19 protein-coding genes are annotated in these 24382 nt (G+C 56.3%); 14 read left to right on the forward strand and 5 right to left on the reverse strand.

The features are described from left to right. Nucleotides 1-4 precede the first annotated feature (4 nt). From DOQ08_RS10825 to DOQ08_RS10860, 8 genes are all read left to right on the forward strand, one after another. On the forward strand, nucleotides 5-1339 hold the full coding sequence (locus tag DOQ08_RS10825; RefSeq protein ID WP_114334944.1) for a PelD GGDEF domain-containing protein: 1335 nt from the start codon (nucleotides 5-7) through the stop codon (nucleotides 1337-1339). After that, nucleotides 1336-2319 (forward strand): HEAT repeat domain-containing protein, encoded by a 984-nt coding sequence (locus DOQ08_RS10830; RefSeq protein ID WP_227537601.1) that lies wholly within the window; start codon nucleotides 1336-1338, stop codon nucleotides 2317-2319. Before DOQ08_RS10825 ends, DOQ08_RS10830 begins: the two co-directional genes overlap by 4 nt. Further along, nucleotides 2316-3857 (forward strand): GT4 family glycosyltransferase PelF, encoded by a 1542-nt coding sequence (gene pelF / locus DOQ08_RS10835; RefSeq protein ID WP_114334946.1) that lies wholly within the window; start codon nucleotides 2316-2318, stop codon nucleotides 3855-3857. Before DOQ08_RS10830 ends, pelF begins: the two co-directional genes overlap by 4 nt. Further along, nucleotides 3857-5233, forward strand: coding sequence for an exopolysaccharide Pel transporter PelG (gene pelG, locus DOQ08_RS10840; protein WP_114334947.1), 1377 nt, complete (start codon nucleotides 3857-3859; stop codon nucleotides 5231-5233). The genes pelF and pelG overlap by 1 nt, the downstream gene beginning before the upstream one ends. Before the next feature lie 164 nt (nucleotides 5234-5397). After that, nucleotides 5398-7041, forward strand: coding sequence for a phytoene desaturase family protein (locus DOQ08_RS10845; RefSeq protein WP_114334948.1), 1644 nt, complete (start codon nucleotides 5398-5400; stop codon nucleotides 7039-7041). Between the two features lie 19 nt (nucleotides 7042-7060). Continuing rightward, a complete protein-coding gene (locus DOQ08_RS10850; RefSeq protein ID WP_114334949.1) occupies nucleotides 7061-7462 on the forward strand; it encodes a YkvA family protein in 402 nt (133 codons plus the stop codon). Nucleotides 7463-7541: 79 nt separating this feature from the next. Next, nucleotides 7542-8318: a MotA/TolQ/ExbB proton channel family protein gene (locus tag DOQ08_RS10855; RefSeq protein ID WP_114334950.1), complete on the forward strand. Its 777-nt coding sequence runs from the start codon at nucleotides 7542-7544 to the stop codon at nucleotides 8316-8318. 5 nt (nucleotides 8319-8323) lie between these two features. Next, nucleotides 8324-9259: a MotB family protein gene (locus DOQ08_RS10860; protein ID WP_114334951.1), complete on the forward strand. Its 936-nt coding sequence runs from the start codon at nucleotides 8324-8326 to the stop codon at nucleotides 9257-9259. Here the strand turns inward: DOQ08_RS10860 and DOQ08_RS10865 are convergent. Both DOQ08_RS10865 and DOQ08_RS10870 read right to left on the reverse strand, forming a co-directional pair. Continuing rightward, nucleotides 9198-12329 (reverse strand): efflux RND transporter permease subunit, encoded by a 3132-nt coding sequence (locus tag DOQ08_RS10865; protein WP_114334952.1) that lies wholly within the window; start codon nucleotides 12327-12329, stop codon nucleotides 9198-9200. The two genes, DOQ08_RS10860 and DOQ08_RS10865, sit on opposite strands and share 62 nt — an antisense overlap. After that, entirely contained in the window at nucleotides 12326-13567 is a 1242-nt protein-coding gene (locus DOQ08_RS10870; RefSeq protein WP_114334953.1) for an efflux RND transporter periplasmic adaptor subunit, read from the reverse strand. The genes DOQ08_RS10865 and DOQ08_RS10870 overlap by 4 nt, the downstream gene beginning before the upstream one ends. Nucleotides 13568-13762: 195 nt before the next feature. On the opposite strand from DOQ08_RS10870, the gene DOQ08_RS10875 reads away from it, so the two are divergent. From DOQ08_RS10875 to DOQ08_RS10895, 5 genes are all read left to right on the forward strand, one after another. Continuing rightward, nucleotides 13763-14146: a potassium channel family protein gene (locus DOQ08_RS10875; protein ID WP_114335480.1), complete on the forward strand. Its 384-nt coding sequence runs from the start codon at nucleotides 13763-13765 to the stop codon at nucleotides 14144-14146. A 164-nt stretch (nucleotides 14147-14310) separates the two neighbouring features. Beyond that, nucleotides 14311-15660, forward strand: coding sequence for an NADP-specific glutamate dehydrogenase (gdhA, locus tag DOQ08_RS10880; RefSeq protein WP_114334954.1), 1350 nt, complete (start codon nucleotides 14311-14313; stop codon nucleotides 15658-15660). Between the two features lie 7 nt (nucleotides 15661-15667). After that, the gene (locus DOQ08_RS10885; protein WP_114334955.1) at nucleotides 15668-18250 is read left to right on the forward strand and encodes a PEP/pyruvate-binding domain-containing protein; all 2583 of its coding nucleotides are present in this window, start codon (nucleotides 15668-15670) and stop codon (nucleotides 18248-18250) included. A 63-nt stretch (nucleotides 18251-18313) separates the two neighbouring features. Continuing rightward, nucleotides 18314-19582 carry a sensor histidine kinase gene (locus tag DOQ08_RS10890; protein WP_114334956.1) on the forward strand — a complete coding sequence of 423 codons (1269 nt, stop codon included), beginning with the start codon at nucleotides 18314-18316 and terminating at the stop codon, nucleotides 19580-19582. A 1-nt stretch (nucleotide 19583) separates the two neighbouring features. Then, a complete protein-coding gene (locus tag DOQ08_RS10895; RefSeq protein ID WP_114334957.1) occupies nucleotides 19584-20111 on the forward strand; it encodes a response regulator transcription factor in 528 nt (175 codons plus the stop codon). A 7-nt stretch (nucleotides 20112-20118) separates the two neighbouring features. Here the strand turns inward: DOQ08_RS10895 and DOQ08_RS10900 are convergent, their stop codons facing one another. Further along, entirely contained in the window at nucleotides 20119-21855 is a 1737-nt protein-coding gene (locus DOQ08_RS10900) for a SulP family inorganic anion transporter (protein ID WP_114334958.1), read from the reverse strand. 7 nt (nucleotides 21856-21862) lie between these two features. Next, nucleotides 21863-22729, reverse strand: coding sequence for an MBL fold metallo-hydrolase (locus DOQ08_RS10905; RefSeq protein ID WP_114334959.1), 867 nt, complete (start codon nucleotides 22727-22729; stop codon nucleotides 21863-21865). 188 nt (nucleotides 22730-22917) lie between these two features. On the opposite strand from DOQ08_RS10905, the gene cobS reads away from it, so the two are divergent. After that, nucleotides 22918-23679, forward strand: a complete 762-nt coding sequence (gene cobS / locus DOQ08_RS10910; RefSeq protein WP_114334960.1) for an adenosylcobinamide-GDP ribazoletransferase — start codon at nucleotides 22918-22920, stop codon at nucleotides 23677-23679. A 10-nt stretch (nucleotides 23680-23689) separates the two neighbouring features. Here cobS and DOQ08_RS10915 read toward each other — a convergent pair whose 3' ends face one another. Then, nucleotides 23690-24361: a DNA-3-methyladenine glycosylase I gene (locus DOQ08_RS10915; protein ID WP_114334961.1), complete on the reverse strand. Its 672-nt coding sequence runs from the start codon at nucleotides 24359-24361 to the stop codon at nucleotides 23690-23692. Nucleotides 24362-24382 lie beyond the last annotated feature (21 nt).

The raw sequence follows: 24382 nt of genomic DNA on the forward strand, positions 1-24382 counted from the left end.
CGACATGATAAAATCCGACGTATACGGCGATCTTAGCCTCTCTAGCAAAGAAACGGCTGCTTGGGTGAAATGGCTGGAAACCATTCTCATGACCCTGCTGTTTCTCGCTGTAGGGATTTGGCTGAATCCGGAAAATCCCTTGTTTATCGGGGAGACCTTCCCGTGGCCGGTACTGGCTGCGTTGGGCGCAGGCCTGAGATACGGTTTTATGATGGCTCTGGTATCTTCCGCCCTGATGTTCACCGGTGCTGCGCTAATGTACCGGGCCGGCGTGGTGCCGGGTGACCAACTACCTTACACCTGGGGTGTCGGGATTCTGGCAACCAGCTTGCTCGCAGGGGAGTTCCGGGATTATTGGGACCGGCGCATTGAAAAGCTTGTTGCGGCCAATCAATACCGCCACGTGCGTCTGGAAGAATTTACTCGCAACTTTTACCTTCTGAAAGTTTCCCACGATCGCCTAGAGCAACAACTTGCCGGCAACTCCAACAGCCTTCGCGAAGCTCTGCGGCGGCTTTACAGCGAGATATCGCATGCCCGGGGCACCGGACTCAACGCCGAAACCGGAGCGTTGATCATGCGGTTGCTGGTCCGCTACGGGCAATTACAAGTGGCGGCAATCTATCCGATCCACGCAGGCGAGCTGGTCAAAGAGCCCGTGGCAACCGTGGGCAACTCAGGTCGGCTCAATCCTGATGACCCGCTGTTGGTGCATGCATTGGAACAGAGAACTCTGGTTTCCGTGCACACCGAATACCGCGACAACCGCGGTGATTTGGACACTCATTTATTGCTCGCGCTCCCTCTGATTGATTCAGAGCAGCACATGATCGGTGTTGTCGCTGTCGAGGCCATGCCCTTTTTCAGTTTCCAGCCTAAAACACTCCGTCTGCTGGCAATCATGGCGGGACACATGACCGATATGTTGCTGGAACACAGCCAGGTTTCTGGTCAAGCACAGGCTGATTGGCGCCACTTCCTGTTCCAGCTTGCGCGGGTCAATAGCGATGCCCGTGACCACAACTTGCCCTCTACGCTCGTTCATTTCGACTTCAACAGCGCAGCGTCAGCCAATCATGTCCACCAAATGATACAGCAGATGCGTCGAGGCTTAGACGTGATTACTCAGCCCCCGGAAGCGGAAGACACCCAAATTGTTGTGCTGCTGCCGTTGACCGACGAGCTTGGCGCTGCTGCCTACCTGCAGCGCTTGGCCGATGCCGTACAACAACAATCCGGACGTTATCTGGAATCGTTCGCACGCATTCAGCAATTGCCATTGGGCAAGAAGACCAACCCAACGGAATGGCTCGAGCGCCAACAAAAGGAGCCGGCATGAGCGGTTGGCTCATTTCGCTTGGGCTAACGCTGGAGGCCGGAGGCCTTGCTGCGCTGTTTACGGAGCTGCCTTCATTACTGGCACTGTCGGCCTATTTAACAGCGCACGCATTGGCGACACTGGTGTTCACAGTAGTGTGCCTGCCGCTGTTACCCGCCAGCTATCGACGCAAACTGGTATTGGCCGGTATCTTTTTATTCACACTGCAATTCGCCATGCCTGTCATCGGCACCATTGGCGTATTCACGGGTATATTGCTGCCGCTGCGACTGCCCCGAGCCGAGCAACACAACCCCTGGCAAGAAACCGACATACCGGAGCTGCCCTATCGTCCGATGGATATGGATGATCAGTTGGGGTTCAGTGACGGTGGTTTGCGAGAGGTGCTCCGAGAGGCAAGCTCTTCCGAAAAACGCCTGAAAGCATTGCTCGCATCCCGGCAATTAAGCGATCAGGAAGCCGTCGACGTTCTGAAAGAAGCACTCAAAGACCCCTCCGACGACATCCGGCTGCTGGCGTATTCGATGCTCGAACAAAAGGAAAAGCAGCTCGCCACCCGAGCCCAGGAACTGAAAAGGCTGCTCGACAATCCGGATCACCCTGACCGACACCGGCTGACTCGTCGGCTAGCCCATACCTGGTGGGAAATCGCGTATCTGGGCTTGGCCCAAGGCGGGCTAAAACAGTATTACTTGGAAAACGCCCGTCATCTGCTGGTCCAACTGACAGAGGCAAAGTCTTTTCACAACGACTGGCGTTTGCTCGGCCGTATTGAGCTGGCCTTGGGCCATGTCGAAGCGGCCAACAACGCATTCGAAGCCTCATTGGCTAACGGAGCACCCCCCGAATTGATTTACCCGTATCTGGCCGAAGTCGCTTTTCTGGCTCGAGACTTCCAAAAAGTGCGTTTCCATCTGGCCAACTGTTCACGTTTCGGCCCGTCTGCCCCGGTAAAAGAATTAATGGAGGGTTGGCTATGATCTGGCGAAAAACCGCAGCGCCGGAAACACCCTTGGCAGACATCACGCTGTTACTTGAGGGCACCTACCCCTTTGTCCGCGGCGGCGTTTCGTCTTGGGTACATCAGATCATTTCCGGCTTGCCCCAGTACCGTTTCTCGCTGATTTTTCTGGGCGGGGACCGCAGCCATTACGGCGAACAGCAATACGAGCTGCCGGAGAACGTGGTTCACCTGGAATGTCATTACCTGATGGACCCATTGGTGGAGTCCAAGCCGAAAGCCCGCAAGGGCAATCGGGCTGCGTTCGACACCCAGCGTAAGTTACACAACCAGCTGCGCAACAAAGCCCCTGTGCCGAAAGGGGTGTTCAGTGAGATCTTTCAAAGCCTCGGCCGCAAAGGCGGCATCAGTAAAGAAGACTTTCTGTACAGCGAAGAAAGCTGGAAAGTAATCGACGAAAGTTACAACAAATATTGCACCGACCCTTCGTTCATCGATTACTTCTGGACCATCAAAATCATGCATGGGCCGCTGTTTCGAATTGCCGAGATCGCCCGGAACATTCCGCCTACCCGGGCGGTTCACGCGGTGTCTACCGGTTACGCTGGTTTGATGGGTGCGATGCTAAAAGAGACTCGGGGCATCCCTTACATTCTGACCGAGCACGGCATCTATACCAAAGAACGAAAAATCGACCTGTCACAGGCTGCGTGGATCAAAGACGTCACCGACAAGGTCAGCACTAACCTGAATGACGATTTAGGTTACATTCGCAAGCTTTGGATCCGCTTTTTCGAATCCTTGGGGCGCATGTCCTATCAAATGGCCGACCCCATCATCTCGCTCTACATTGGCAACCAGCAACGCCAGCTGGCAGACGGTGCGGAACCCGCTCGCACCCATATCATTCCCAACGGAATTGATCCCGGGCGATTCGAAGGCGCTTTAGCCGCTCGTCCCGAGGAAACGCCAATGGTAATGGGCCTTGTAGGGCGCGTGGTTCCGATCAAAGACATAAAAACCTTTATCCGTGCCATGCGCGCCGTATACGAGGTGATTCCCAACGTTGAAGGGTGGATCGTCGGGCCGGAAGAAGAAGACCCCGTCTATGTGAAAGAATGCCGGGAACTGGTCAGCAGTCTGGGCTTGGAAAACTGCGTTAAATTCCTGGGATTCCAGAACGTGAACGACATCCTCCCGAAGCTTGGGCTGATGGTGCTGACCTCGATTTCCGAGGCCTTGCCCCTGGTCATACTGGAAGCCAATGCTGCGGGCCTGCCTTGCCTTGCCACCGACGTGGGCGCCTGTCGGGAGCTAATCGAAGGCGGCACCGCTGAAGACAGGCGTTTAGGAAGCAGTGGAGCGGTGGTGCCCATTGCCGATCCGGAAGCCACTGCCAGAGCAGCCACCCGGCTTCTGCTGGACAAGCAACGCTGGCAAGCCGCCAGCACCGCCGGGCTGGCTCGCGTTAAACAATTTTACACCTTGGACTCCATGTACGATTCGTATCAAAACATCTACGACACGGCGTTATCGGCCGAAAACCGGGAAAACTGATGGCGGGTATAGGATTCGAACTCAGACGCATACTCAAACGCGATAGCCTGAGCAGCCTGATCGGTGCCTACGGGCTTGCCAGCATCATCAGCTCAGGCCCATGGGTGCTCTCGGTACTCGGGGTGATGCTGATCGGTATCGTGAGTCTGACACTGGCCGTCCGTGATCTGGAAATCGTGCAGTTTCTGGTTTCGGTCACCTACCTCATGGCGATTTCATTGGTGCTTTCCGGGCTATTCCAGCATGTGTTTACACGTTGGGTTGCCGACCGTCTCTATGAAAAACGCAACCATCTGATTCTGCCCAACCTGATGGGCGTGCTGTGGCTTTCAACCGTGCTAGCCCTGCTCGGCGGCTTGCCTGCCATCCTGTTTTTACTGCCGGACACCAGCACGCTTTATAAACTGCTGATGTTGGCTAACTTCGTGGTCCTGTGCAATCTCTGGCCTGTCACCATCTTCCTGTCGGGGATGAAATCCTACTACCTGATCGTGGTGCTGTTCGCCGTTGGCTACACCACAGCGATTATCGCTTCATTACTGCTTTCGGGCCTCGGGCTCGAGGGGTTGTTAGGCGGACTGCTTTTGGGGCACAGTCTGTTGCTGTTCAGTTTCCTGTTCACCATCATTCGGCAATACCCCAGCGACAAGCTGATTGATTTCAGCTTCACCCGGCGCTCACAAATCTTTCCTGCACTGATCGCAACCGGTTTGCTGTTTAACGCCGCCGTCTGGGCCGATAAGTTCATCTTCTGGTTTCATCCGGACACCTCGCAGCACGTGATCGGGACTCTGCGGGCATCGGCTATTTACGACCTTGCCATTTTCCTGGCTTATCTCGCCATCATTCCCGGCATGGCGGTGTTTCTTGTCCGTATGGAAACCGATTTTTCCGAAGCCTACGACCGTTTCTACACCGCCGTCCGGGAAGGCGATACCCTTGCCCACATTAACGGTTTTCGTGATGACATGGTGCGGGTGGCCCGCAATGGCATCTACGAAATCTGCAAGGTGCAAAGTTTCACACTGATCATTCTGTTCATCTGGGCCGACGAGATTCTCGCCGCTATCGGTATCTCCACCTTATACCTGCCCATGTTCTACATTGATCTGGTATCGGTGAGCATGCAGCTGATTTTGCTGGCGATCCAGAACGTGCTGTTTTATCTGGATTCTCGCCACATCAACGTGTCTCTGTGCGTGATCTTTTTCGCCAGCAACGTGATCTTCACCTTCACCACCATCGAACTGGGTGCAAATTTCTACGGTTACGGATACGCAGGCGCGACCTTCCTGTCATCGGTCATCGGGCTGGCGTTGCTGTCTCGGAAGTTCGACCGGCTCGAATACGAAACCTTCATGCTGCAAGGGCGTTAGTAACCAGCGAGACATCGGCGTTTCTCTTCAAAGGTTCAGCGTGTAAATCTGGACAAGCAAAGCGAACCATAGGATCCTAAAAGTCATACCAAAAATAATACCGGGACGGCTGACTGGAAGCCCTTCAGCAGACCGCCCCGATCCATGATCTTGAGGACACCGCAGTGGCAGAGACAACAACTCCAATAAAACTCAAACCCAGCACCATCAGAATCGGCACCCGGTACCGCGCCAACCGCTTGAAGGGCCCCTACGATGCCATTGTCATCGGTTCAGGCATCGGTGGGCTGACTGCAGCGGCATGTCTCGCCCGCGCGGGTAAGAGAGTCTTGGTGCTGGAACAACATTACACGGCCGGCGGCTATACTCACAGCTACGCCCGCAACGGCTACGAATGGGATGTAGGCGTCCACTACATTGGTGATATGGGTGTGAGCACCACGCTTGCCCGGCGTCTGTTCGACTACATTACCGACAGCAAGCTCAAGTGGGCCCCGATGGATGAAAACTACGACCGTTTCTTCCTCGGCGACAAAGTCGTCAATCTGCGGGCCGGTAAAGAAGGCCTGCGCCATTCGCTGTTGGCCTCATTCCCCGACGAAGGCGAGGCCATCGATCGTTACGTTGCGCTGCTTGATCAGGTCACCAGCGGCATGCAGTGGTATACCCTGTCCAAACTCTCGCCCTCTTTGATTAGCCCGTTGGTATCGAAAGGGTTGAACAAAGTACTGCCGGATTGTTTTAACCGCACCACCTACGACGTGCTGCGAGAGCTAACCGATAACGAAGAACTCATCGGGGCCATTACCGGCCAATGGGGCGACTGCGGTGTAACCCCGAAGCAGTCCAGCTTCATGATTCACGCCATCATCGCTAAACATTATTTGCACGGCGGCTACTATCCGGTCGGCGGTGCATCGGAAATCGCCAAAACGATCATTCCGGGCATTCAGGCCGCGGGCGGCGAAGTATTTACCTACGCCGATGTCACCGACATTCTGATTGAGAAGGGCAAAGCCGTGGGCGTTCGCATGGCCGACGGTGAAGAAATCCGGGCGCCGAAGATCATCAGTGGCGCAGGGGTTATCAACACCTATGAGCGACTGCTGCCAAAGGAAGTGTCCGAAAAGGTCGGTTATCCACAAGACCGCAAGCACATCAAACCTTCCATGGCGCATATCGGCCTGTACATTGGTCTGAAAGGCACGCCAGAAGAACTCGGATTACCGCGCACCAACTTCTGGATTTATCCGGGTGCGGATCACGATGCCAGTGTGGATAACTTCCTGAAAGACCCTCACAACGCGCCTTTCCCGGTGGTCTACCTGTCGTTTCCGGCGGCAAAAGATCCGGATTACCAGAACCGTTGGCTGGGCACATCCACGCTGGAAGTGGTGGCGCCTACCTCCTGGGAGATGTTCGAGTCCTGGCAAGGCAGCACTTGGGGCAAGCGCGGCGAGGAGTACGAGGCACTCAAAGCCGAGATTACTGACAGGCTGCTGGAAGAAGTTTACGACAAGCTGCCTCAGCTGCGCGGTAAGATCGATTACGTGGAAACGTCCACGCCGCTGTCCACCGCCTGGTTCTGCCGCTATGAAGAAGGCGAACTCTACGGACTGGACCATACCCCTGAGCGCTTTGAACAACGCTGGTTAAGGCCGAAAACCGACATCCCCGGCTTGTACCTGACCGGGCAGGACATTTTGACCTGCGGCCTTGTCGGCGCGATGATTGGCGGCTTGATCACCACGCTTTCCATTCAGGGTCTGAAAGGTGCAGGATTGGCCAAACGCATCTTCGTAGGCTAAAACTTATAGGCGTACAGTCATGGCAGTGTTTTCCAAAAGAACCGCAGAACAGCAACTGAACGCAGAAGCCAGTAAGGTCCGTAAGGACGATCTGGAAACACTGCTGCAACGGCAAGAGGCGATCGAGGCAAAAGTTAAAAGCAGCGGCCGCCTCCAACGTTTTGGCACCGACATCAAACTGATGTTTTCCCTGATTCGGGATTATTGGAACGGTCGTTACCGCGCCGTGCCATGGAAAACCATTGCCGCGGTTGCTGGCGCCTTACTGTACGTGATGAATCCGTTGGATTTGATCCCTGATCTCATCTTCGGATTCGGGTTTCTTGATGATGCAGGTGTCGTGGCGCTTTGCTTGAAATGGGTCGAATCGGATTTGCACAAATATGCAGCGTGGAAAGAACTCTCTTCAGATAGCAAATAGATACATAAAGCAATTGCCTGAACCATGGACAGTCAGTAACCTTCAACCAACCCCCACTCAATAGATTTCCGGAGCGCATGTGGATTTCGCTACTCTGGTCGGCCTTGTCGGCGCACTGTTACTCATCGCTTCAGCCGTTATTCTCGGCGTATCTCCCGATGTTTTCATTAACTCGTCCTCCCTGCTGATTGTCGTGGGCGGCACCATGTTCGTGGTGTTAGCCAAATTCAGCATTCCTCAGTTTCTTGGCGCTTTTAAAGCAGCCCTCCGAGCCTTTAAGTTTAAATTGCCGGAAACCCAGGACAGCATTGAGGAGCTGGTCGAAATCGCCAGCATTGCCCGAAAAGAAGGCCCTTTGGGGCTGGAAGGCCGGGATGTCAGCTCACCGTTTCTCGCCAGCGGCATTCAAATGCTGGTCGACGGTCAGAATGACGAAACCATCAAACAGTTGCTGGACAAAGAGCGCTTGATGACCCTGGATTACAACCGCTCCGGATCCAAAGTATTTACCGCCATGGCCGATGTTGCGCCGGCGATGGGCATGATCGGTACCCTGATCGGCCTGGTACAAATGCTGTCCAACATGGAAGACCCGAAATCCATCGGGCCAGCCATGGCAGTAGCGCTGCTCACGACTCTCTACGGCGCGATGATCGCTACCATGATTGCATCACCCATAGCCGACAAGCTCTCCCTTCGGATGACCGAAGAGGCTCGCATGCAAATGCTCTACACCGACGCCCTGGTTGCCATACAGCAAGGCACTAACCCTCGTGTTATCGAACAGATGCTGTCGAGTTACCTGCCCCCGAATCAGCGAGACAAAGCGCCTGAGGCCGAGCCTAGCGGCGGATAAGCACTATGGAAGAACTGCCAGAAGAAGAAAAACCGGGCATTCCGGCATGGGTGGTCACCTTCGCCGACCTGATGTCGTTGTTGATGTGCTTCTTTGTGCTTCTGTTGTCGTTCTCCGAGATCGACGCCATGAAGTTCAAACAGATTGCCGGTGAACTTTCGAAAGCTTTCGGGGTGCAGCGTGAGGTTCCCGCGCTGGAGATTCCTCAAGGTACCAGCCCTATTTTTGACAAGTTCTCTCCGGCTCCACCGGAGCCCACGGTGGTAAACGAAATCCGTCAGACCACCACCGACCAAAAGCCCGAGCTGGAGACGCTCAAGAGCCCGACAGAGGAAGCTCGGGAAGAGGCGGCCAAGGAGGCCCTCGAGGACAACGCGTCACGGATTCGCGAGGTACTGGCAGAAGCTCTTGAGGACGGGCGAATCACCGTTGAAGCCGACTTGGATCAGCACCGTATCGTTATTCGGGTTGAGGAGAAAGGGTCCTTCCCATCCGGTTCTGCCGAGCTGACCTGGGAGTTTGAAACCTTGCTGCTGGAAATGGCCGAGGTACTGGCGGATATCCCCGGCGAGCTGACCGTTGAAGGCCATACCGACGATATTCCGATTCGCAACTCGCGTTTTTACAGCAACTGGGATTTGTCAGCGGCCCGCGCCGCAGCCGTTGCCAACGCACTGCTGGCAACCGGAGCGGTTGAACCCACCCGGTTGGCGGTTAAAGGGCTCGCGGATACCGAACCGCGGGTTGAAAACGATTCCTCGGAAAGCCGCGCCAAGAACCGCCGGGTCGAGATCATTGTCGATATGCTCACCCCGCAGGAAGAAGAGCGTATGCGGCTGAGAGAATTGCTTGAACGCAGTGCCCAGCAAAACGAAACCGTTATTGATGTTCGCTCCGCCACGCCCGGAAATGCTCCACCCACGACAACAGGGCCGGAATAACCAGCAACACCAGAACCGTAGACAGGGCCAAGCCAAAGGCTATGGACGTGGCCATGGGAATCAGGAACTGGGCTTGCAGCGACGTTTCGAACAGCAGGGGCGTCAACCCGCCAATGGTGGTGAGAGAGGTGAGCAGGACCGCCCGAACCCGCTGCACAACGGCTTCGTTCAAGGCATCTGTTATAGCCAGTCCTTTCTGCCTTTGCTGGTTGTAGAAAGCCACCAGAATAATCGCGTTATTAACCACGATACCGGACAGGCCAAACAGGCCGAACAACGATAAAATCGTAAGCTGCAATCCCATCAGCCAGTGCCCCAGCAACCCGCCAATCAAGGCAAACGGAATAATCGCCATCACGATCAGGGGTAACACCCAAGAAGCAAACACCCAGGCTAACACCACGTACATCAAGCCAAGGCCAATCACCAGGCCGGCCTTCATATCGTCCATGGTCTCGCGCTGGTCCGCTGACCGGCCCTCGAAACTGTAGCGCACGCCATAGCGGCTAACGATTTCGGGCAACACCTCGGCTTCCAGGCTTTCGAGCACCTGATCCGTGGTTGCAACCCGGGTATTGAGGGCCGATGCAACCTCCACCGCCAGCCTACCCTCGGCGTGCCGCAATGCCTGAAAGCCCTGCCGGTGATCAAGGTTCATCACCTGTGCCATAGGCACGAATCGGCCATCCGGCACACGCACAGTCATACGTTCCAAGGTGGAGTATTGCTCGCGCTGGGCTCGCGGCAGCTGCACCCGCACTTCCACTTCATCGCGCCCCTGCTGATAGATCTGAGCCACCCGCCCATCAAACGCAGCACGCAACTGACGCCCCAGATCAACGGTCGTCAAGCCTAACGCCTCGCCAAAGGGGCTTACCTGATAAATCAGCTGCTCCCGTCCCCACGGCATATCGTCTTCAACATCCAGTACGCCGGGCAAAGTTGAGAGTGCTTGGGCCAGCTCATCGGCCGCCTTTTTCAGGTCGTTAGCGTTGTTGCCCGTCAATCGAATATTCACGTCTCGCCCGGGCGGGCCTGCCTGGCGCTCGTTGATGTTCAGCGCATCCAGACCTGCCGGCAGGTTCAGTCGGCTGCGCCACTCCCGTATAAACTCCGGGTTACGCACCGAGCGGCGGTCAGAAGGCACCAGCTCAACCAGCATGGAACCCAATTCGTCGCCGCTGCGAGAACTGCCTTCTGCGCCCAACGTGGCACCGTAGGTGGTGACTGCGTGCTGAATCAGGCCGCCGCCCAGCGCTGCCTCGGTTTCCGAGAGAGTTTCCTGCATCTCCCGCATAAACGCGTGCACCGTGCGCTGGTCGGTGCCGGCAACAAAACTGGCATTCGCGTAGAAGACCGAGGGTTCGGGCGTGGGAAAAAAATTGAAGCCCAGCCGCCCACCGGCCAACAACCCCACCGTTATAAGCGCCAGAGCCAAGGCCGCGGCCACCGTGACGCCCCGGTATTGCAAACTGCGGAGGGAGAATCGGCGGAACGGCCCTTCCCGAAAACGATCGAACGTATGTTCGAAGCCATCCCGAAAACGGCTGATCGGATTGCTATTGGGCGGCTGCATACCGCCGGTTCGATCACCCTTCGCCTTTACCCTGAAAGCATTTCGCAAATGGGACGGCAGGACAATAAAACATTCCAGCAGCGATGCCACCAAAACGCAGATCATCACCAGCGGGATATCACCCAGGATGTTGCCAATGATGCCGCCCACGACCAATAGCGGCATAAATGCCGCCACGGTGGTGAGCGATGACGCCAGCACCGGCCAGACCATCCGTTTGGCGGCTCCTTCGGCGGCGTATAGTGATTCTTCTCCCATGCGGGCATGAGCATCGGCGTCTTCGCCCACCACGATGGCGTCATCGACAATCACCCCTAAGGCCATGATCAAGGCAAACAGCGAGATCATGTTAATGGAGCCACCCAGCAACCAAAGCACCGCCATCGCCGCCAGAAATGCCGTCGGGATACCAATGGCTACCCACGCAGCCACCCGGCCGGGCAAGAACAGATACAGGAGCGTGATCACCACAACCAGACCACTCAAGGCGTTGGTCACCAACAGGGAAATCCGGTCTTCCAGCAATTGCCAGGTTTCGTCGTAGACTTCCAGCTGAATCGTGGGCGGTAGCACAGGGCGCGTGTCAGCCAACCAGTTCTCCAGAACGGCGGCGGCAGCCAAAGAATCACCGTTCTCTACTCGCTGCAACTGCAGCTCTATCGCCGGCTGCCCTTTGTTTTCCATCAGCCGCTGGCTATCGCGGTTTTCCTGTCGAATAATGGCGATATCACCCAGCTGCAAACGCACCCTGTCCCCACTCAGCAATGGCAGGGTCTCGAAATCCTGGGGGCTTCGGCGCTGTTCCACCGAGCGCAACTCCCGGGTGGCGTCTTGCTGTGCCATCATGCCGGCGGGAAGGTCCCGGGACAGTGAGGCCACCCGGTTCGCTATTTGCTCCAGCGTCAGCCCGATGGTTTCCAAACGTTCAACGGGCACCTCAATACTGACCTGTTGTTCAGGTAAGCCACGAATACTGATCCGATCAATACCCCGGGTCAGCAGCTCATCTTCGAACCGATAGGCCAGCTGGCGCAGCTCACTCCGGTTCACATCGCCGTATATCAGCACTCTGGCGACCGGCTCATAGCGCTCGATGCGGGTAATCCGTGGTTCCTCTGCATCCGCGGGCAGATTGTTAAATTCGTCCACCTGCTGGCGTACGTCGTCCACCGCCTGAATGGGATCTGTGCCTTCGTGAAACTCCAGGGTAATCGACGATATGCTTTGGGCCGAGGTGGATGTCATGCTCTTCAAACCATCGACGCTTCGCAGCCTCTGCTCCAGCGGGCCGGTTATCCCGCTCTCGACATCCTCCGCAGAGGCACCGCTCCAAACCACGCGAACACTGACGTAATCCAACGCAAAAGTCGGGAAAAACTGGAGATTCATGCGGGTCAGCGCCAGCACCCCACCCAGAATCATCACTAACATCACCAGATTGCCGGCAACCCGATGGTGAACAAAGAACCCGATCACACCCTTTTTACGTTTCACTGGACGGCTTCTCCCGCAGCGCCCGCCAGCTCAACCTTGAGGCCTGTAACCGCGTTCGGAAGATGAGTGGTGATCAATTGGGCCCCGGGCGTAAGCTGCTCGCCAGATATCAATAATCGGCGCTCTCCATTTTCGCTTACTGCTTCTCCGATTCGCTCAATTTCAACGCGTTTCATCCGACCCTCATCCGTCATCAGGTACACGCTGTCTGCTCCGTACAAAGCGCCGAACGGTATGGCCACTGTTTTTCTGCGCACGGGCCGTTCGAGGCTAACGGGCAGCAGAGCCCCGGGCCGCAATCCCCCCGCCCCTTCGGTGAGCGAGAGAATAGCTTCGGTTCCGGCAGGGTCGCTGGTGCCGGAAAAACGCTCCAACCTGAAACGAATCTCTGGTTGGTCGCTATAGGCCAATAGCTCCCCGCCCTCAGCCAACGCAGCAAGTAACTCTGCCCGATACCGGTCGGGCACTCTGGCTCGCAGCTCCAAACCATTAACGTCGTAAATCGAAAGCAGCTTCTGATTGCGAGATATCTGATCACCCACGGCAACTTGCACATCAGTGACCACGCCATCAAAAGGCGCAACAACCCGGGCACGTTCGGCATCTCGCTGGGTGCTCACAAGAGTCGCTTGCGCCTGAGCCAGCCTGGCTTTCAGACTCTGCAGGCGCGCCGGATGTTCGTCTACGGCTCTTTGGCGCACACTCACTGTCAGCTCGGCGCGCGCGGCGGAGTCTGTAGCGGCTTCCAGGTTTTCCCGCGAGGCCAGCTTGCGCTCCACCAGCGCCCGAGCACGCTCCATCTGCCGGCGGGCATTGGCCAGAATAGCCTGTTCGCTTTTAAGCGAGGCCTGATCATTTCGGTAGCGCACCTGTTCTGAACGAATTTGTGCTTCAAGGTCCGCCACCTGGGCGCTTGCTTGCGCTAGTAGCGGCTCCACATCCCGGCTGTCCAGCGCGACCAACAAGGTACCCGCCTCTACTCTCTGCCCCTCTGTAACCGGCCGTTCGGCGATGCGCCCAGCCATTGCGGCGACCACGGATACCTGCTCGGGTGCGACTATCTCGCCGTATAAAGGTAGCACCGGTGTATGGGCTTTTGGCTCAACCCATTGAACCTGCACTCTCCAGCCACGCTCAACGGCAGTGACCTGAGCAGGCTCCGGGCGAGTTATCTTCAGATAAAGAAACCCCAACACCCCGGCGATCAGAATAATGACGGGTATAATTCTTTTGGACATAGCGAGTTAGCCGGCTAAGGTAAATTAAGTTCCGCCATAACAAGGCGACGAATAGCAATATATACTTCCGGGAGGCATCTCCGGATTGCTATAAAAAGCACGGTCAGGAGTACTATACGTTTGTTCTCAGCAGATTATGCCAATCTTGCAAGCGCCACACTCATTAATGCTTTCATTGTAGTGCTTGTCGTACTTATGCACCGCGAGGCGCTCGTTCGCCTGAGCGCCCTGTTGAAAATCATGCACACTCGCCACAACCTACGCTTGGTGACGGCTGTTTTAGGCGTACTCATTGCACACACCGCCCAGGTGTGGGTATTTGCGGTTGCCTACTATCTCATGCACCACGCCGACACCTGGGGTTCATTGCAAGGTAACTTTAACGGCAGTTTTCTGGACTGCATCTACTTTTCGTTCAGCACCTTCACCACTGTTGGTTATGGCGACATAGAACCCGTTGGCGCTTTGCGCTTTCTGACCGGCATCGAAGGGCTCACAGGATTGGTACTGATTACCTGGAGCGCTTCGTTCCTGTTTATGAAGATGCAGCGTTATTGGGAAGGCGGTTCATCTGGCTGAAGCAGGTTTACCTCGGAAAATTAGAAACCTACTAATAAGCAAAATCCCAATAATTGAGCAACCCACTTGCCAAAGGGTGCACAACTGTGGTGCAATCACTGCCCTTTTTTTGGGCACCCGAATTTTTATCGGGTTTCAATACGCGTATCCCGAGGGCTATTCCTATGACAGCAAAACTCGACGAAAAGCTGGTACCGATCTACCAGGACGTCCTTCACCGTAACCCGGGCGAGAAGGAGTTCCACCAAGCTGTGCACGAGGTATTGGAAACTCTCGGCCCAGTTCTGGTTAAGTACCCTGAGTTCGCAGACAAGAAAATTATCCAGCGCATTTGCGAGCCTGAGCGCCAGATTATCTTCCGTGTGCCCTGGCAGGACGACCAAGGCGAGATCCACATCAACCGCGCGTTCCGCGTAGAGTTCAACAGCGCTTTGGGCCCCTATAAAGGCGGCATGCGCTTCCACCCCTCTGTTTACCTGGGCATCATCAAGTTCCTGGGCTTTGAGCAGATCTTCAAGAACGCACTGACCGGCCTGCCCATCGGCGGCGGTAAAGGCGGCAGCGACTTCGATCCGAAGGGTCGTTCCGATGACGAGATCATGCGTTTCTGCCAGAGCCTGATGACCGAGCTTTACCGTCATCTGGGCGAGTACACTGACGTACCTGCCGGCGACATCGGTGTAGGCGGTCGCGAGATTGGCTACATGTTCGGCCAGTACAAGCGCATCACCAACCGCTATGAGTCCGGCGTATTTACCGGCAAGGGTCTGGACTGGGGCGGTAGTCGCGCCCGTACCGAAGCCACTGGCTACGGTACCGTATTCTTCACCCACGAAATGCTGAAAGCCCGTGGCGACTCTCTGGACGGTAAGACCGTTGTGGTTTCCGGGTCCGGCAACGTAGCCACCTACGCCATCGAGAAGTGTCATGAACTGGGCGCTAAAGTCATTGCCTGCTCCGATTCTCAGGGCATTATCGTAGACGAGAAGGGCATCGATCTTAAGGCTCTCAAGCAGATCAAAGAAATTGAGCGTCGCCGCATCAGCGCCTACACTGAAATCCATAAAGATGCCAAGTACGTTGAAGGCGGCAACATCTGGAGCGTTCCGTGTGACGTGGCTCTGCCTTGCGCCACTCAGAACGAACTGAATGCCAGCGATGCCAAAACTCTGGTTGAAAACGGCTGTATTGCCGTGGCCGAAGGCGCAAACATGCCGACCACTCCGGAAGGTATCCTGTTGTTCCAAGACGCCAAGATCTGTTACGGCCCGGGCAAAGCAGCCAACGCCGGTGGTGTAGCCACCTCCGCACTGGAAATGCAGCAGAACGCCAGCCGCGATTCCTGGACCTTCGACTACACCCAAAAGCGCCTTGAGGAAATCATGATCGATATCCACAAGAACTGTTACGAAACGGCTGCCGAGTTCGGCTCCGAAGGTAACTACGTGCTGGGCGCGAACGTCAACGGCTTCCTGCGCGTCGCCAAGGCCATGACCGCCATGGGCGTTATCTGACCCTGTCATGAACAAAGACCAGCCTCGCCACTCACCAGACCGGGTATCCACCGGTCTGGCAGGGCTGGACGAGGTTCTGGATCATCTCAGAATCGGCGATAACGTTGTCTGGCGGGTTTCCGACCTTGATGACTATCGCCGTTTCGTTCTCCCCTTTGTAGAAGCGGCCGCAAATTCAGGCCGACAAATTCTCTATCTTCGCTTTGGCGATCATTCGCCGATCATTGAAAACCACCCCGCCGTACGTACCATCGAAATAGACGCTCTTGGCGGTTTCGAAAGCTTCACCAGCCGGGTTTGGCGCCTGATTGAACAACATGGCCGGGGCGCGTTTTACATCAGCGATAGCCTCAGCGAATTGCTCAATGCCTGGGCCACCGATGCCATGGTGGGCAATTTCTTTCGGGTTATTTGCCCGTTTCTGTTTGAGCTGGACACGGTCGCCTGGTTTGCTCTGCACCCGGACCGCCACTCCCGGATGACACTGGACCGCATCCGGCAGACCACCCAAGTGCTTCTGGACGTACACCGCCATGGCGACGATGTGCAGGTGCAACCGATCAAAGTCTGGCGGCGGCAATCACCAACGATGTTCTTGCCTCACCGAGAACTTCACGGGCAGTTTCATCCCATTACCTACAGTAGCGATGCGACGAGGGTCCAAGCCTCCCTTGAGCAGGAAAGCCTTCACCATCAACCGTTACTGGATTATTGGGACCGCCTGTTTCAGGATGCCAGCCGAGCCTTAGCCAACCAGAACCCTGACACCATCGCCGCGTTGCAGGAACAGGTCCTGCAGGTTCTGATTAGCCGGGACCCGCAAATACTGGAGTTGGCCCGGCGCTATTTATCACTGGAAGATTTGCTCAGCATCCGCAGCCGGCTAATCGGCAGCGGTTATATCGGCGGCAAAGCCACGGGCATGCTGGTGGCCCGCAACATCCTGCTAAAAGACGACCCTGAGCAATGGGCCGAGTTATTGGAACCTCACGACTCCAGTTATCTGGGCACCGATGCCTACTACGCGTTTTTGGTTCATAACGGCCTGTGGCCGGCCATCATGCGGCAACGCTCCGACGGCGGTTATTTGAGCGAAGCACCGGCTTTGCAAAAAGGCATTTTGGATGGCCAGTTTCCAGACGAAATTCGGGCAGATCTGGAACGACTGCTTGATCACTACGGGCAATACCCGATTCTGGTGCGCTCCTCCAGCCTGCAGGAAGACGGGTTTGGCAACGCCTTTGCGGGAAAATACGACAGTGTTTTTCTGGTAAATCAGGGCTCCCCCGAAGAACGCTTGGCCGCTCTGGAAAATGCCATCCGGGAAGTCTATGCCTCCTCCATGAGCGAGGATGCGCTGGTGTACCGAAAACGACGAGGGCTGGACCAGCGTGAAGAACCCATGGCCCTACTGATTCAACGCGTAAACGGCCGCTTTCATGACCGCTATTACCTGCCGGACGCGGCTGGCGTAGGCGTATCGCGCAACACCTTCGCCTGGGACAGCAAAATGGACCCCAAGGCTGGCATGGTGCGGCTGGTAATGGGGCTAGGCACCCGGGCCGTTGACCGCATCGAGGGCGACCACGCCTGTGTGATGGCATTGGATTACCCCACCCGGCAGCCGTTTCGCGATCAGGATGAAAGCTTCCAATATTCCCAGCATCTGGTCGACTTGCTGGACCTGGAAACCGGGGACCTCGAAACCCGCCCGCTCAGACAGCTTCTCGAGACAGCAAAAACTCTGCCCATGAAATATTTGGCGGAATTAGACCGAGCCGCCACGAACAGAGCGGAGCAAATCGGCCTTGAAGGCCCAGTCTGGCGTTTGACGTTCCGACCGTTGGTGAAAGGCAGCCGATTTATAACCCAATTATCCAGCCTGTTGACCACGCTTGAAGCCGGCTACCGACACCCCGTAGACGTGGAGTTCACTCTGCACTTGAATGACCAGGGCGAGACTTCCTTCAATCTGGTGCAATGTCGCCCGCTGGCCACCATCGGTGAAACCGGGCCCGTACACATTCCAGACCCTTTACCGCGATCCCGGTTGCTGTTCCAAACCCGAGGGCATTTTATGGGTGGCAACATCAACCTTGCCATCACCCGGGTCATTCGTGTGGATGCTTCGGTTTATGCCAACCTGAACACCACCGAACGCTACGAAGTGGCCCGGCTGATTGGACGAATCATGCGCTTGTCGGCCGAACCCACCATGCTGGTTGGCCCCGGCCGCTGGGGCACCAGCAGCCCGGAACTCGGCGTACCCGCGCGATTTTCCGATATTGCCGGCGTCGCCGCACTGATTGAAGTGTCGGAGAACGCCGGTGACATGGTGCCGGACTTGTCCTACGGCTCGCACTTCTTTCAGGATTTGGTTGAAAGCGGCATCGCTTACGGGGCGTTGTTCCCGGACATGCCACACTGCCAATACCACCCGGACCGTTTGCACCCGGACAATGCCGACAGCAAAGCTGAACCCGACAACCCGGTCGCCGCGGCCGTTCACGTACACTCCCTGACTTCAGGCCATCTGCAACTGACCGGAGATGTCCTCAGTCAGCAGCTGGTGTGCTATTTCACCGGTTGATCCGAGACAATAAGTCGCAGCTTACCCGGAGGCGTTAGTGGCGCTTGCTGCTAGAATGCGGCAATGGAATGGTTCACTCACTCTCAAACCGGTTTTCGTCAGGCAGCTCGCTATCTGCTGAGCATGCGGCTAGCCATCATGGCCATCCAGTTGGTGGCCATTGCCATTGCTGAAACCATGGTTCAACTGGCCCACCGGGCTGAAGCGCTGCTGGTTTGCCTGCTGTACGGCGTACTTGCCACATTAGGGTGGCTCTGGTTCAACCGTCGTCCTCCGCAAGCGGCCTCGCCCGTAAGCCTGACCCTGGCCATTGATCTCGCGTTGATCGGGTGGTGGCTGTACTTCACGGGCGGTTATACCAACCCACTGGTTTCCCTGTTGTTGTTGCCCATTGCCGTGGCCATTATTCTGGTGCCAACACGACAAAGCCTTGTGCTCACACTCGCAGGTATTGCGGTCTACACGGCCCTGGCGCTGTGGCATACCCCGGTGGTACTTCATCACCAAGACGGCGATCTGGCCCAACTGCATCTGATCGGAATGTGGGCCACTTTTACTTTGACCGCCGGCATTCTGTTGTTGGTGGTGGGTACACTTGCCCGCCGCCTGAGACATCAACAAAGTCAGCTCGCAACATTTCGTGAAAGCCGGCTTCGGGATGAACAGGTGATTGCCTTGGGACTGTCCTCTGCCGCCGTAGCGCACCGCTTGGGTACGCCCCTAAACACAATGACACTGCTGATTGACGAAGTCCGTGCCTACACGCAAAGCAAGGCCTCCCCGGAACTGTCTGAAGATTTGGACATGCTGGAGCAGCAAGTGCAGCTCTGCAGTGGCCACCTGCAAAAACTCACCAAAACAGCGGTGGATGCCAAAACCGCACAGCTGGAAACCGTAACGGTCAAACACTGGCTGGCACGGCTGCGGGAGTCCGCCACCTTGTTGTGGCCTTCCGGCCCACTGCACTGGCCCACGAACTACCCCAAGGCCAGCGTTAACGTGGACGCAACACTGGACCAAGCGGTGCTCAACTTACTGGACAACGCTCTGACCGCAAGCCCGTATTGGGTCGCCGTCAGCAGCCGATTATCGGATGACGACCAGGTTGAGATTATCGTTGAAGATCACGGTGACGGCCTGGAATCTTCGCTACAAGGTGCGCCGGGGGAAGAAATCGTCGATTCTCGCAATGGTTTGGGGGTCGGGCTCTTTCTGTCCAATGCCACCATTCAAAGGCTCGGCGGAAGCCTGAAGGCCAAAACCAGCGGATCGGGTACCACCATGATGATTGTACTGCCTGCTGTCACGGGTAAAACGAGCGGAGCCCACTGATATGCCACAAGAACATTGGTTATTAGTGGATGATGATCAGGCGTTTACCCAAGTGCTGGTTCGGTCGCTCGCCCGACAGGGGATTGAAGCAAAAACGGCCCACGATCACGCCTCGGCTTTGGCAGCCGTCACTGAAGCTGGCATTAAACGCTGCGTGCTGGACCTGAACCTGGCCGGCGAAAGTGGTCTGCAATTATTGCCAGAACTGCTCAAAACAAAGCCGGAACTCGAAGTTCTGGTACTGACCGGCTATGGCAGCATTGCCACCGCCGTCGAGGCGATTCGGCGGGGCGCGGTGAACTACCTGTGCAAGCCCGTCACCGTTCAACAACTGATGCGCGGCTTTGACCCGGTTGAAAGCGAGCCCGAGCTACGCCCCGCGCCCCCTTCCGTTGAAGAAATGGAATGGGAGCATATTCAACGCGTATTAAGCGAACACGACGGCAACATTTCCGCGACTGCGCGCGCACTCAACATGCATCGCCGAACCTTGCAACGTAAACTGCAAAAGCATTCCCGCTGGCGCTGACGCTGACTCAGCGTTCGGAAGGCGCCATCGCACTATGGTGCCCGGTCAGCGTTCTCCAAGCTTGATACGTGCTCAAGAAAACCTGACCGCCCATGCGTTCCAGCAATTCCGTGCCTTTCAGTCGATCCATCACCGGCCCTTTCACTTCCGACAAATGCAACCGGACGCCTGCATCAGAAAGACGTTCGTTCATCGCCTCCAGACTTTCCAGCGCCGACGCATCGATCAGATTGACCGCCGGGCACACCAACACCAGATCCTTCAGCTCTAGTTCCCGGGCCACAAGTTCGATGACGGTCTCTTCCAGAAAGCGCGCGTTGGCGAAGTACAGGCTTTCATCCACCCGCAGGAAGGTAACTTTCGGGCAAACTTCAACATCGTGCCTCAGTATGTTCCGAAAGTGCTCAGTGCCCGGCACTCGGCCCAACACCGCGCAATGCGGGCGGCTGGTGCGGTACAGGAACAAGCCGATCGACAAGCCTACTCCGGCGATGATGCCGGCTTCGACACTGTGCACCAAGGTCAGCACAATGGTCGCCAGCATGGCGCCAAAATCGGTGCGCGAGTAACGGAAGGTGCGGAGCAGGGCGGGTAGATCAACCAAGGTGACCACGGCCACAATGATGGTTGCGGCCAAGGTTGCCTGAGGCAGCCACGCAATTGCCGGAGTGAGAAACAGCGTAGCCAGCGCGATACCCACTGCTGCGTAGGCTCCCGCCGCGGGGGTTTCGGCACCCGCATCGAAATTCACCACAGAGCGGGAGAAACCGCCCGTAACCGGCATGCCCCCGGAAAAGCCGGCACTGAGGTTGGCCGTACCCAAACCAATCAATTCCTGATCCGGATCGATGCGCTGGCGCCGCTTCGCCGCCAAGGTCTGGCCCACAGAGACCGATTCAACAAAGCCGACAACACTGATCAACAGCGCACTGACCGCCAGCTGCGACCAAAGCGCCGTATCCAGACTCGGTAATGTAAACGAGGGCAAACCCGATGGAATTTCCCCAACCAGGCGCACGCCCTGCTGGTCCAGTCTGAAGTACCAAGCCAGTAGCGTTGTGATCAGAACAGCAAGGATAGGGGCAGTTTTGGTCAGGATGTCGGCTAGGCGTAGCGTCAGGCCCAACTTTACCAACAGAGGTTTCAGGCCATGCCGCGCCCAGCATAAGAAGAGCAGCGTTCCCGCGCCCACCAACAGCGTCGGCGTATTGATGTCACCGAAGGCATCCAGTAACGAGGTGCCAATATCCAGCAAATTATGGCCGGATGCCTGAACGCCCAAGAGGTGTTTCAACTGGCTGGCGGCAATCACCAAACCGGATGCTGAAATGAACCCGGAGATCACCGGATGGCTCAGAAAGTTCGCCAGAAACCCCAGTTTCAGGATACCCATCACAGTCAGCATCAGGCCTGACATGACCGCTATCAACACCGCACCCGCAATGTATTCGGTTGAGCCCAGTTCCGCTAACGGTGCCAAAGCGGCTGCCGTCATCAAAGACACCACCGCCACCGGCCCGACAGAAAGGGTGCGACTGGTGCCGAACACGGCATAAGCCACCAACGGCAAAATACTGGCGTACAAACCGACCTGAGCCGGCAGGCCCGCCAGCAGCGCATAAGCCAGCGACTGGGGAATGAGCATCACCGTCACAATCGCCGCCGCGATCAAATCGCTGGTGGCGTCCCCACGACTGTAGCCCGGCGCCCACTGCAGAATTGGCAAGTAACGTTTCAGGTTCATACCCGGCTCAGAACAGATTCACAGGGACTTTCAGATAGACCTGCCCGCTATCGTCTGCCGGCGGCATCTCGCCGGCCCGCATATTCACTTGTACCGAAGGCAAGATCAGGCGAGGCATCCCCAGCGTTGCATCACGCTCGGTGCGCATCTTCACAAACTCGTCTTCGGAAACGCCCTCGTGCACATGCACGTTAGCTTTGCGCTGCTCCGCCACCGTGGTCATACAATGGAATTCCTCCCGGCCCGGCGCTTTATAATCGTGACAAAGGAAAATTCTCGTCTGCTCCGGTAGGGCCAACACCTTCTGGATCGACCGAAATAGGGTGCGGGCATCACCGCCTGGGAAATCACAGCGGGCCGTACCGTAATCCGGCATGAACAGGGTGTCGCCTACGAAGGCGGCATCGCCAATAACGTAGGTCAGGCAGGCCGGGGTATGACCGGGCGTGTGGAGCACACGACCTTCCAGACCACCTATGCTGAAGGTATCGCCTTCTTTAAACAGCCGGTCAAACTGACTGCCGTCCCGAGCGAACTCGGCACCTGCGTTAAAGGCCTTACCAAAGATTTCCTGAACATCGGTAATACGGGCGCCGATGCCGGTTTTGCCGCCCAGCTGTTCGTGCAGATACGGTGCGGCGGACAAATGATCCGCATGTACGTGGGTTTCCAGTACCCATTCAACCGACAAATCGTTGTCGCGGACGTACTGGATAATGGCGTCGGCGGAACGAACATCCGTTCGGCCTGCGGCGTAATCGAAGTCCAGAACCGAATCGAGGATGGCACAAGCCTGGCTGTCCGGATCTCTCACCACATAGCTGAACGTGTTGGTGGGTTCATCGAAAAAATGTTGGACGATGGGCTGACTCATGGCACTACCCTCTGGCTTAACTTATAAATTTTGAATAAGCATATACCATTTAGAGATATGCGGTGAAGTAGTGATTTCCAATATCCAACATAGCAGCAGGAAATTACCCGTCCTTAACAGCGATATCCGGAAGGAATCCCCTTTGGCCTGAAGGTACAATGCTCCGCTTACGACTTAGCGGAGTTTTCATGGCGACCAAACCTTCCCCGAACAATGAATGGCAGGCCTTCTGGCTGGCTGTTGGTTTTCTGACCCGCATTCCGATGCTGGCCAAGATCAACTATTCCCAGCGATTGATGAACCAAAGCAGCCTGTACTTTCCTCTCGTCGGCCTGCTGCTGGGCGTTATTTACGCCGTGGCGTTCTCGCTGTTTTCGATGGTTGCCAGCCCATTAGTTGCCATCATTCTGGTCACCATTGGGCACTTGTTTATCACCGGCGCTTTCCATGAAGACGGTCTGGCCGACAGTATCGATGCGCTCGGCGGTGGCTATACCATTGAGAAACGACTGGAAATCATGAAAGACAGCCGGATTGGCACCTACGGTACCGTGGCTTTGGTGATGGCGCTGTTGTTGAAGGTCACACTGCTGGTGGACGCACAGCATATCTGGCTGGCGCTGCTGGTCGCTCCGGCCGTTTCCCGCCTAACGCCCTTGTTGTTGATGGCGACTCTGCCGTATGTCACCGACCCGGACAAAAGCAAATCCAAACCGGTTGCCGACGGTTTTTCTAACTTGCGGCTGGCCATCGCGGCGGCCTTTGTGGTGGTTTTAAGCCTGGTGCTGTCATTCTGGCACCCGCTTCTGATCATCGGCACCTTGCCAGCGGTGCTGTTGGTGGCGCTGTGCTGGGGCGCGTACCTACGCAGCCAGTTAGGCGGCTACACCGGGGATGCGTTGGGCGCCAGCGTGGTGTTCAGCGAACTGGCGCTATTGATGTTCCTGTGAAGTCGACGGTTTAGCCGTTATCCACCGTAAACGAGACAATTCGCGATAAGTGGCTGATGGGCAAACCGGTTTCTTCATGCCATTGATTGAATGCACTTTGCGCCTGAGTCAGGCCTTTTTTACTGGTGGGTGACGCGTCTAGAATCTCCGCGCGGGACAGGGCCGTGACCACATCATGAGACATGATAAAGCCATCCCAACCCACCCGGCGCAGAAAATACTGGGCCGTATTTCCGCCCAGCCGAGCGCCGTTACGCTTCAAATACATCAGCAGGCCAACCTGATCCTCGCTGGGCCACTCCGCCAAAAACTGCCCAAAACTGCCGTGGTCTTGTGCCACTTCCATAATCATCCGAGCGTTTTCCGGCACCGTGCGTATTTTCTGCATATTTCGGACAACTCGCGTATCTTCGGCCAGTTTTTCCAGAACTTCTGGCGGAACCTGCTGCCAGTAGGCGGGCACAAAACCTTCAAAGGCCGCTTCAAAATCTGACCATTTGTTCTCAATCACCCGCCAGACAAACCCGGCCTTGAAAATACAGCGGGTGATTTCGGATAGGTAACGGTCATCGCTCACATCCATCAGTCGCCCGCGCTCCGGCAACGTCGGCAGAAGTGTCTTCATCGCTTCCTCGCCACCTTTTCGGGCAAGGGCCTGTTGATAGAAAACGGAAAATTCCATATCCCTCCCGAATAAAGCCCC

Origin of the sequence: Marinobacter litoralis (genome assembly GCF_003336705.1) — a bacterium.
Taxonomy (GTDB): domain Bacteria; phylum Pseudomonadota; class Gammaproteobacteria; order Pseudomonadales; family Oleiphilaceae; genus Marinobacter; species Marinobacter litoralis.